The 12,216-nt window shown below is 38.4% G+C and carries 5 protein-coding genes; 1 reads left to right on the plus strand and 4 read right to left on the minus strand.

Annotated elements, in window-relative coordinates; all coding sequences use genetic code 11:
• Nucleotides 1-130: 130 nt before the first annotated feature.
• The 4 genes from HMPREF9171_RS103715 to pbp1b form a co-directional block, all read right to left on the minus strand.
• A complete protein-coding gene (locus HMPREF9171_RS103715; protein ID WP_000285371.1) occupies nucleotides 131-496 on the minus strand; it encodes a DUF1033 family protein in 366 nt (121 codons plus the stop codon).
• Between the two features lie 113 nt (nucleotides 497-609).
• Nucleotides 610-4,260 carry a DNA-directed RNA polymerase subunit beta' gene (gene rpoC, locus HMPREF9171_RS103710; RefSeq protein ID WP_000228732.1) on the minus strand — a complete coding sequence of 1,217 codons (3,651 nt, stop codon included), beginning with the start codon at nucleotides 4,258-4,260 and terminating at the stop codon, nucleotides 610-612.
• 116 nt (nucleotides 4,261-4,376) lie between these two features.
• Nucleotides 4,377-7,952: a DNA-directed RNA polymerase subunit beta gene (gene rpoB, locus HMPREF9171_RS103705; protein ID WP_000907191.1), complete on the minus strand. Its 3,576-nt coding sequence runs from the start codon at nucleotides 7,950-7,952 to the stop codon at nucleotides 4,377-4,379.
• A 523-nt stretch (nucleotides 7,953-8,475) separates the two neighbouring features.
• Entirely contained in the window at nucleotides 8,476-10,773 is a 2,298-nt protein-coding gene (pbp1b, locus tag HMPREF9171_RS103700) for a penicillin-binding protein PBP1B (RefSeq protein ID WP_000472390.1), read from the minus strand.
• Between the two features lie 110 nt (nucleotides 10,774-10,883).
• On the opposite strand from pbp1b, the gene tyrS reads away from it, so the two are divergent.
• Nucleotides 10,884-12,143, plus strand: a complete 1,260-nt coding sequence (gene tyrS / locus HMPREF9171_RS103695) for a tyrosine--tRNA ligase (protein WP_001019849.1) — start codon at nucleotides 10,884-10,886, stop codon at nucleotides 12,141-12,143.
• Nucleotides 12,144-12,216 lie beyond the last annotated feature (73 nt).

Here is a 12,216-nt window from a genome sequence, read left to right on the forward strand (position 1 = left end):
AATCTCACCAATTGGTGAGATTTTTTCAATGATTTCTTGAGGGGTAGTAACATAAATATTATGAAGCAGAGGCTGAACAAACCTATTATATCCCCATAAAAACTATCTAACTTTTTTAAACTACTTTTAATTACAAATTTAAAGAACATGCCGATGGCAACTCAGCTATCTTATTAAATACTTCAAATCGCTCAATAGATTCTTCCTTAGGAATTTCTTGCCATTCTTTCAATAACATTAAAGAATGATACTGTTGGAGGTACTCATCACATTCTTCACACCAACGTTTTTCTTTTATACTCCAAAACGTTGCCAACAAACTAGACTTACTTTGAAAATAAGGCCACTTTTCCTGTTCCCTATCCCACTCCTCTTGAAAATAGAGCAAAGCTTCTGATAAGGTATCATACTCAGCAATTTCAGTAATATCTTCCTCCCAACCTTCAATAAACCACCATGGTTCCCAATCACCAAACATTTTTACAACTTGATACATAATACACTTCCTTTAGAGAGTATTATATAAAAAATAAGAATAAAATAAAAAATATCTGCTCATTCCAAATTCTTGTAAAAAAAGAACCTGAGTTAAACTCAAGTTCTTTTTGATTAATCTTCTGTTGTAGGTGTTGATACTTCCGTAACTTCTGCATCAACAGGAGTTCCTTCAATAATCTCAACTTCATTAACAGCAAGTGGTTCAATATTACGGTAACGAGCCATACCAGTACCCGCTGGAATGATTTTACCGATAATAACATTTTCTTTAAGACCAAGTAAGTGATCTTTCTTACCACGGATAGCAGCATCTGTAAGAACACGTGTTGTTTCTTGGAAGGATGCAGCTGATAAGAATGAATTAGTTTCAAGGGAAGCCTTAGTAATACCCATAAGGACAGGACGGCTTGTCGCAGGGATTCCACCAGAAATAACAATATCTTTGTTAGCATCTGTAAAGTCTGAAATATCCATAAGTGTACCTGGAAGAAGATCTGTATCTCCTGGATCCATGACACGAACTTTACGGAGCATTTGACGAACCATTACCTCAACGTGTTTATCTCCGATTTCTACCCCTTGGCTACGGTAAACTTTTTGTACTTCAGCAAGTAGGTACGTTTCAACAGATAAAGTATCACGAACTTCAAGGAGACGTTTTGGTTGGATAGATCCTTCAGTTAAGGCCGCACCACGAGCTACTTCATCACCAACTTCAACTTTCATACGTGCTGTAAATGGAACAACGTATTCTCCCTCACCTGTCTGACCTTTAACGAATACTTTCTTAGTACGTGTTGAAGAATCTTCTTCAATTGCAACGACTTCACCCTTAACTTCAGTAATAACTGCCTCACCTTTAGGGTTACGTGCTTCAAAGATTTCTTGGATACGTGGAAGACCTTGTGTAATATCAGTATTTGAAGCAACACCACCGGTATGGAAGGTACGCATTGTAAGCTGTGTCCCTGGTTCACCGATAGATTGAGCTGCAATAGTACCAACTGCTTCACCAACCTCAACAGCATCACCTGTTGCCAAGTTAATACCGTAACAGTGACGACAAACACCATGGCGAGTGTTACATGTAAATACTGATCGGATAGTTACTTCCTCAACGCCGGCTTTAACAACTTTAGCAGCCATATCTTCAGTAATTAAGGTATCCGCACCAACAAGAATTTCACTTGTCTCAGGATGTTTGATTGACTTCTTAGTATAACGTCCTATCAAACGCTCTTCAAGTGTCTCAGTAACCTCTTTACCATCTGTAATTGCTGTGATTGTCAAACCGCGGTCTGTTCCACAGTCATCTTCACGAATAATAACATCTTGGGCAACGTCAACCAAACGACGAGTAAGGTAACCTGAGTCGGCTGTCTTAAGGGCCGTATCAGTCATACCTTTACGCGCACCGTGAGTTGAGAAGAACATTTCCAAAACACTAAGACCTTCACGGAAGTTTGATAAGATTGGCAATTCCATGATACGTCCGTTAGGAGCAGCCATCAAACCACGCATACCGGCAAGTTGTGAGAAGTTTGAGATGTTACCACGAGCTCCTGAGTCCATCATCATAACGATAGGGTTCTTTGGATCTTGTGTCTCAATAAGACGTTTTTCAAGTGCTTCTTTAGCTTCACGCCATGTTGTTGTAACAGCAACATAACGATCTTCTTCAGTCATCAAACCTCGACGGAAAGCTTTATTGATATCTTCAACTCTGTGGTGAGCTGCATCAATAATCTCAGCTTTATTGTCAATAACTGGGATATCAGCAATACCCACAGTCAAACCAGCAAGTGTTGAATGATAATATCCAAGGTCCTTCAAACGGTCAAGGAAAGCAGAAGTTTCTGTTGTACGGAAACGTTTAAAAGTTTCTGCGATAATATTACCAAGATTTTTCTTCTTAAAGGGAATATTAATCTCTAAGTTATCAATAACTGCTTGAATATCCTGACCTGGCTCTAAGAAGTATTTATCTGGAGTTTTTTCTGTCAAGTTTGCATTATTAGGTTCAATTAAGTACGGTAAATCTTCAGGCATGATATCGTTGAAGAGAATCTTACCAACTGTTGTAACCATGATTTTATGTTTTTGCTCTTCTGTCCAAGGCTTATTCGGCATTGAATCAACAGCGATACCAACACGTGTATGTAAATGAACATATCCATTTTGATATGCCATAACTGCTTCGTCATGATCTTTGAAAATCATGCCTTCACCTTCACGACCAGCATCTTCCATAGTTAGGTAGTAATTTCCTAAAACCATGTCCTGAGATGGTGTTACGACTGGCTTACCATCTTTAGGGTTAAGGATGTGCTCTGCAGCAAGCATCAAAAGACGAGCTTCTGCTTGGGCTTCTTCAGACAATGGAACGTGGATGGCCATTTGGTCTCCATCAAAGTCAGCATTGTAGGCCTCACATACAAGTGGGTGAAGACGAAGCGCCTTACCATCAATAAGGACAGGTTCAAACGCTTGGATACCTAATCTGTGAAGAGTAGGTGCACGGTTTAGAAGTACTGGGTGCTCTTTAATAACTTCTTCTAAGATGTCCCAAATACGCTCGTCCCCACGTTCAACCATACGTTTAGCTGCTTTAACGTTCCCTGCGAGGTCACGAGCAACGATTTCACGCATTACAAAAGGTTTGAAGAGCTCAATAGCCATTTCACGTGGTACACCACATTGGTACATTTTAAGTGTTGGACCAACAGCAATAACGGAACGTCCAGAGAAGTCAACACGTTTACCAAGCAAGTTTTGGCGGAAACGACCTTGTTTACCTTTAAGCATATGGCTTAATGATTTCAAAGGACGACTACCTGGTCCGGTAATTGGACGACCACGACGACCATTGTCGATAAGCGCATCAACAGCTTCTTGTAACATACGTTTTTCATTTTGAACGATGATGCCAGGAGCATTTAATTCCAACAAACGTGCCAAACGATTGTTACGGTTAATAACACGGCGGTAAAGGTCATTCAAGTCTGATGCCGCAAAACGACCACCATCTAATTGAACCATCGGACGAAGATCCGGTGGGATAACCGGTAAAATGTTAAGAACCATCCATTCTGGTTTATTTCCAGATTTTTTAAAGGCATCTAACACATCCAGACGACGAACTGCTTTCACACGTTTTTGACCTGTCGCTGATTTCAACTCCTCTTTAAGAACTGCGATTTCTGCATCTAAATCAACGCGTTTAAGAAGATCTTGAATGGCTTCAGCACCCATTTTAGCAACAAACGAACCGTAACCGTACTCTTGAAGTTTTTCACGGTATTCACGCTCAGTAAGGAGTGACTTCGGTTCTAATGGTGTGTCCATTGGATCGATAACAACATAAGCCGCAAAATAAATAACTTCTTCAAGTGCACGAGGACTCATATCCAATGTGAGTCCCATACGCGATGGGATACCTTTGAAATACCAGATATGAGATACTGGTGCTTTTAACTCGATATGTCCCATACGTTCGCGACGAACTTTTGCACGGGTTACTTCAACGCCACAACGGTCACAAATGATTCCTTTGTAACGAATACGTTTGTATTTTCCACACGCACATTCCCAATCTTTTGTTGGACCAAAAATAACTTCATCAAAAAGTCCTTCACGTTCTGGTTTCAATGTGCGGTAGTTGATTGTTTCAGGTTTTTTAACTTCACCATAAGACCATGAACGGACCTTACTTGGTGATGCTAATGTGATTTGCATACTTTTAAAACGATTTACGTCAACCACTAGTTTTACCTTTCTTCGATTTATCATCATACTAGCCCAGCTAGGATTTCAATAAATCCTAGGACTAGCATTGCATATCAATTCTATATTCGCTTCTAGTTATAAACTAGATAAATTTAATCTTCTTGAACGACTTCAGATACTTGTTCAGCTTGTTTTTCTTCAGCTTCTTGTTTCACACGTGCTTTTTCAAGGTCATCAACGTGCATCACATCATCATCTTCACCTTCATCAAGATCACGGAGTTCAACTTCGTTGTCATCTTCATCAAGGACACGCATATCAAGACCAAGTGATTGCAATTCTTTTACAAGAACACGGAATGATTCTGGAACACCTGGTTTTGGAATTGGCTTACCTTTTGTGATAGCTTCATAAGCTTTAAGACGTCCTGTAACATCATCAGATTTGTATGTTAAAATTTCTTGAAGAACATTTGAAGCACCATAAGCTTCAAGCGCCCAAACCTCCATCTCACCAAAACGTTGTCCACCAAATTGAGCTTTACCTCCAAGTGGTTGTTGAGTAACAAGTGAGTATGGTCCTACTGAACGGGCATGAAGTTTATCATCAACCATGTGGTGAAGTTTGATCATGTACATGACACCAACTGACACACGGTTATCGAATGGTTCACCAGTACGACCATCATAAAGAACAGTCTTAGCATCTGAATCCATACCTGCTTCTTGAACAGTTTCCCAAAGGTCTTCTGAAGAAGCCCCATCAAAGACTGGCGTTGCAATATGAATACCTAAATTACGAGCAGCCATACCTAAATGAAGCTCCATAACTTGTCCGATATTCATACGTGATGGCACCCCAAGTGGGTTCAACATGATATCAACTGGCGTTCCATCTGGTAAGTAAGGCATATCTTCAACAGGAACAATACGTGAGACGACACCTTTGTTTCCGTGACGACCGGCCATCTTATCACCGACTTTGATTTTACGTTTTTGAGCGATATAAACGCGGACAAGCATATTAACACCTGATTGCAATTCATCACCATTTGCACGAGTAAAGATTTTAACGTCACGAACTACTCCATCGCCACCGTGAGGTACACGTAGTGAAGTATCACGAACTTCACGTGATTTATCACCAAAAATGGCATGCAAGAGACGTTCTTCAGCAGATAAGTCCTTTTCACCCTTAGGTGTTACCTTACCAACAAGAATGTCACCTTCTTTTACCTCAGCACCAATGCGGATAATTCCCATTTCATCGAGATCACGTAGTGAATCTTCACCAACATTTGGAATTTCACGAGTAATTTCTTCAGGCCCAAGCTTTGTATCACGCGTTTCAGATTCGAATTCTTCCAAGTGAACAGATGTATAGACATCTTCTTTCACAAGGCGCTCACTCATGATAACGGCATCCTCGAAGTTATAACCTTCCCAAGTCATATAAGCAACAACTGGGTTTTGTCCAAGAGCCATTTCACCATTTTCCATAGATGGTCCGTCGGCGATAAAATCACCTTTTTCAACGAGATCACCAACTTTAACTAAGGTACGTTGGTTATAAGCAGTACCTGAGTTTGAACGGCGGAATTTTTGAACATGATAAACATCAAGAGAACCATCTTCGCGACGCACTTCAACTTTTTCAGCATCTGAAAAAATAACACGACCATCATGTTTAGCAATCACAGCTGCACCTGAATCGTGGGCTGCTTGATACTCCATACCAGTACCAACATATGGTGCTTTTGGATCAATCAATGGCACAGCCTGACGTTGCATGTTGGCACCCATCAAGGCACGGTTAGAGTCATCATTTTCCAAGAAAGGAATACATGCTGTTGCGACAGCAACTACTTGCTTAGGTGACACGTCAACAAAGTCAACAATGCTTGAAGGAAACTCTTGGTTATTACCTTGATGACGACCCATAACGATTTCTTCTGCAAATGTACCGTCTTCGTTAAGCTTAGAGTTGGCTTGTGCAACTGTAAATTCATCTTCTTCATCAGCAGTCAACCAAACAATTTCGTTCGTTACCGCACCAGTAGAACGATCTACTTTACGATATGGTGTTTGAATAAATCCATATTTATTGAGGTGTCCAAATGAAGATAAGTTATTAATCAAACCAATGTTTGGACCTTCAGGTGTTTCAATCGGACACATGCGCCCATAGTGGGTATAGTGCACGTCACGAACTTCATATCCAGCACGGTCACGTGTCAAACCACCAGGTCCTAAGGCAGAGAGACGGCGTTTGTGCGACAATTCTGATAGAGGGTTGTGTTGGTCCATGAATTGTGACAGCTGTGATGAACCAAAGAATTCTTTAACGGCGGCAGTCACTGGACGAATGTTAATGATTTGTTGAGGTGTCAAGACTTCATTGTCTTGTACAGACATACGTTCGCGGACATTGCGTTCCATACGAGCAAGTCCAATACGGAATTGGTTCGCAAGCAATTCACCAACTGCACGAATACGACGGTTACCTAAATGGTCAATGTCATCTACCTTACCGATACCCTCTGCAAGGTTTAAGAAGTATGACATCTCTGCTAAAATATCTGCAGGAGTTAAGGCACGAACTTTATCTTCAGGATTTGAGTTTCCAACAATAGTAACAACACGGTCTGGATCAGTTGGAGCAACAACTTTGAATTTTTGAAGAATAACTGGTTCAGTAACTACAGCATAATCATTTGGTGTGTAGACAAACTTGTTTAAGTCTCCATCGATATGCTCTGCAATTGAATCAATGACATCTCGTGTCATAACAGTGCCAGCTTCAACAAGAATCTCTCCTGTTTCACCATCAACTAAATTTTCAGCGATTGTTTGGTTCAATAGGCGTGTTTTAAGATTCAGTTTTTTATTAATCTTATAACGACCAACAGCCGCTAAGTCATAACGACGTGGATCAAAGAAACGTGCAACTAAAAGACTACGTGAGCTGTCTGCAGTTTTTGGTTCACCTGGACGAAGACGTTCATAGATTTCTTTAAGTGCTTCATCTGTACGAGAATCACTTGGATTTTTATGAATGTCTTTTTCAATAGTATTGCGAACAAGTTCACTGTCACCAAAGATGTCAACAATTTCATCGTCTCCAGAGAAACCAAGTGCACGGACTAGTGTTGTGAATGGAATTTTACGTGTGCGGTCGATACGTGTATAAGCAATATCTTTTGCGTCTGTCTCAAGTTCCAACCAAGCTCCACGGTTAGGGATAACAGTTGACCCATAACCAACTTTTCCATTTTTATCTACCTTATCATTAAAGTAAACACCAGGAGAACGGACTAATTGTGAAACAATGATACGTTCACCACCATTGATGATGAAAGTACCCATTTCAGTCATAATTGGAAAATCACCAAAGAAAACTTCTTGAGTTTTAATTTCACCAGTTTCTTTATTAACTAAACGGAAAGTAACAAAAATAGGTGCTGAGTAGCTAGCATCATGGATACGAGCTTCTTCCAAAGTATATTTAGGTTCTTTTAATTCATAACCAACAAATTCAAGATCCATAGTATCTGTAAAGTTTGAAATTGGAAGTACATCCTCAAATACTTCTTTCAAGCCAGCATCAAGAAAATCTTGGAATGAATCAGTTTGAATTTCAATTAAGTTTGGTAAATCAAGAACTTCCTTAATTCTTGAAAAGCTACGACGTGTACGGTGTTTTCCGTACTGAACTTCATGTCCTGCCAAGTTTTTAGCTCCTTTTTAAAGATAGAGTGACTAAGTTTTTATCTCATAAAACTTAGTGAGTTTATTTCATTTGCTCGCCTAACAAGTACAAGCTTATAGATGTCGTTTGCGGTAATTTTCAGAAAGTTTAAATATGTATTACAACAACCTTTTTTCTTAAAATTAGGCACAAAAAGAGCAGCTAAATCTCACTTTATCAAGTTGATTTAACTGCTGTATATCTAGGTCGGACAATATTTCAACCTAGACAGACGACAAATAGTTACGTACATTATAACTTATTTTCACCAATAAATCAAGTTTTATTCTCTTGACTTCAAGGAAGCTTCTAGAATTTCAATTTGTTCATCAACACCCTTGAGTTTTAGCATAACACGATGATTTTTAAACATAGCATACTGGTGTTTTTCTAATTCTTTGAAAGAAGACTATACAAGAATTAAATCATATTATCTTGGAAAAAATAAAAGGAGAACAGATCACTCTATTCTCCTCAAATAAAACTATCAGTATCGTAAACCTGTTATCGTTTTCCACCCAAAGTAGACCAAGCTTTTTGATAATCACTGTCAGTTCCCCCAATAGCAAAACGATAGGTCATCGTTCCAGGTCCATTTTTTGCCCAATAACTTGTTGTGCTTTCACCTCCAACAGTTATTCGACGACCGTTTACTGTTACTACACCTGGCTGTAAACCTGTAGACTTAAGAACTTTAGCTTTTATAACGCTATCATCAAGTCTAAACCTTTCTGACTTACCAAAAGTATTGCCATCTGCATTATTAATAGCATTAACCAAGTGAGCCATATAATTAGCATTATTATTGTAACCTGTCAATTTCGCTAAAGAGGCATTATTATCATGTCCTGCCCATCCACCTAAAGTCACTTTAGGCGTAGAAAGCATCAACCAAACATCAGAAGTTGAGTTAGTAGTACCCGTTTTTCCAATCCAATCTACCCCAGCTAAACCACTATTTAAACCTTGTAAGCGATTTTTAAAGGTTGTAGTCTTTCCGGAGTTAATTGGTCCATGTAATAGCTGCTGTAAGATAGTAGCTGTTGCTTTCGAAAAGACACGGACAGGTTTACTTTCGTGATTATAAATCACTTTCCCATTACTATCCTCTATACTTTCTATCATATACTGCTTATGATAAACACCACCATTTGCAATCATTTGATAAAGGTTTGTTTGCTGAGCAACTGACGTATCAATACCACCACCAAGTGGTAAACTTTCTATACCAAAGTTTTCAATTGGATAGTCTAATTTCTCCATATAGTTTTTTACATCAACGCCTCGATCTCGTAGCATCTTGTAAGTCCAGAAAGCTGGAATGTTCCAAGAAATGTCCAATGACTCTTGAAGGTTAACCATAGCAGTACCTTCTTCATCCGCATGCATAATCTTTTCGCCACTTGAATATGTCGTTGGATAATTTGAAAGAACACTACCACTGCCTAACATCCCTTGATCAATAGCAATTCCGTAAGGTAATATCGGTTTAATACTTGACCCTGGAGAGCGTGCCGTATCAAAAGCATGGTTATTTTGATTCTCACTATAGTTACGACCACCAATAAATCCTATAATAGCACCACTAGAATTGTCCGTTAGTACATTTCCCATTTGAACCTTGCCAGTACCATCATCTAACAACCCTCCGTATTGAGCTGCAGCATCCTGCATGGCTTGATAAACAGATTTATTGATAGTAGTTTTAATAGTATACCCTCCCTGTTGAATCTCTTCAATAGCGCGGTGTCTGTACGTCGCTCTAGTCTCATCATTTTTTAAATCATGCTCTGAAACATTATCCTTTTTAATGAGGTAATTGTACATCACTTTTTGAGCTTCAGATAGTGCCGAGTAGTAGAGATAATCATGATGATTTGTTGTCGCCACTGCAGGTTTGATAAAATCTTTTTTGATATCATAATCTTTGTAGGATTTGTACTCATCTTTGGTTAAAGCTCTCGTTCTATACATATTGTATAACACATTTTTTTGGCGCTTTATACCAAAACTAAGATCTTTATCTGATTTCAACTGGGCATCTGCAGTATAAGGAGAATATACAATAGGACTTTGCGGTAAACCTGCAAGGAAAGCTGCCTGAGGAATTGTTAAATCTTTTGCGGAAACTCCAAAAATCCCTTGTGCTGCTTCTTCAATACCTGCAATATTCTGTCCTTTGTTATTGCGACCAAACGGTGATACATTTAAATAATCTGATAAAATCGAATCCTTATCCATGTAACGCTCTAATGCTAGAGCATAGATAATTTCTTTTGATTTGCGTTTAAATGACGGATCATCTCCCAATATTTGCTGCTTTAATAATTGTTGTGTCAGCGTTGAACCACCGCTACTCTCTCCAAACCCCAGAACAGATCCTGCTGCAGCACGTAGTACGGCTTTAGGAACTACACCTTTATGGTCATTGAAATTTTCGTCCTCTGTTGCAATGATAGCCTTTTTAATATTATCAGATATAGCATCCTTTGCCACTGGTGTACGTTGTAAATCAGTGTCAATCTCTGAAATTTGTGATTTATCAGAATAAGTTAACCTAGACACCCTAGTAAGTGTATTAACTTGTGTCACTAAACTATTTTTACTTGGTACTTTAACAGAGTCAACTTGACTAGCAAGATACCCTACTGCAAGTCCTACTCCGAGCATAACAAATAGTAAAATAATAACATAAATGAAATCTGATAAAAGCTTTACAATTCTTAAAAAAATAGAACCAAATTCAAGTGGTGTGTAATCACCTAATTTAGAACTATTCAACTTCTTATTACCTTTAAACATGAATAATACCTCATCCTACATTATATCAGATTTAATATAACTTGCATATCCTAAAGAGTTTTGATATAGTTGACATTGATACACAACAAGTTAATAATTAGGAGAAAAAGATGAATATTTTTGATGAACTCAAAGAACGTGGACTCGTTTTTCAGACAACTGACGAAGATGCTTTACGCAAAGCTCTTGAAGAAGGTTCTGTCTCTTACTATACTGGCTACGATCCTACGGCTGATAGCCTTCATCTTGGACATTTAGTTGCTATTTTAACCTCTCGTCGCTTACAACTTGCTGGTCACAAGCCTTATGCACTTGTGGGAGGCGCAACTGGACTTATTGGGGATCCTTCATTTAAAGATGTTGAGCGCAGTTTACAAACAAAGGAAACTGTAGTTAGTTGGGGTAATAAAATCCGCGGTCAATTATCTAATTTTCTAGAGTTTGAAACAGGTGATAACAAAGCTGTATTGGTAAATAATTATGATTGGTTCAGCAATATTAGTTTCATTGATTTCTTACGAGATGTTGGTAAATATTTTACTGTCAATTATATGATGAGTAAAGAATCTGTTAAAAAACGTATCGAAACAGGGATTTCCTATACTGAATTTGCTTATCAAATTATGCAAGGATATGACTTTTACGAATTAAATAAGAACTATAATGTCACTTTGCAAATTGGTGGTTCTGATCAATGGGGCAACATGACTGCTGGAACCGAACTTATTAGACGAAAATCAAATGGTGTATCTCATGTTATGACTGTTCCATTGATAACAGATTCTACAGGAAAAAAATTCGGAAAATCTGAAGGAAATGCTGTTTGGCTTGATGCTGACAAGACCTCTCCTTATGAAATGTACCAATTTTGGCTCAATGTTATGGATGCTGATGCCGTTCGCTTCCTTAAGATTTTTACATTCCTAAGCCTTAAAGAAATAGAAGATATACGTATTCAATTCGAGGAAGCACCTCACCAACGCTTAGCACAAAAAACACTAGCACGTGAAGTTGTAACTCTTGTTCATGGTGAAAAAGCTTATAAAGAGGCCGTTAATATCACGGAACAGCTATTTGCTGGCAATATAAAAGGATTGTCTGTTAAAGAGCTCAAACAAGGTTTACGTGGAGTACCAAATTATCACGTTCAGACGGAAGATAACCTCAATATCATAGATCTTCTAGTCACTTCAGGAGTTGTCAATTCTAAGCGTCAAGCTCGAGAAGATGTCTCCAATGGAGCTATTTATATTAATGGAGATCGTATTCAAGATTTAGAATATACTATCTCAGAAAATGATAAGCTTGAAAATGAAATTACAGTCATTCGTCGTGGAAAGAAAAAATACTTTGTATTAAACTTTAAATAAACTTGAAATGTAATCGATACTCTGATAATAATATTTCAAGACAATAAAAAGTGTAGTCAATTGACTACACTTC

It is taken from the genome of Streptococcus agalactiae ATCC 13813, from assembly GCF_000186445.1.
In the GTDB taxonomy this organism is placed as follows: domain Bacteria; phylum Bacillota; class Bacilli; order Lactobacillales; family Streptococcaceae; genus Streptococcus; species Streptococcus agalactiae.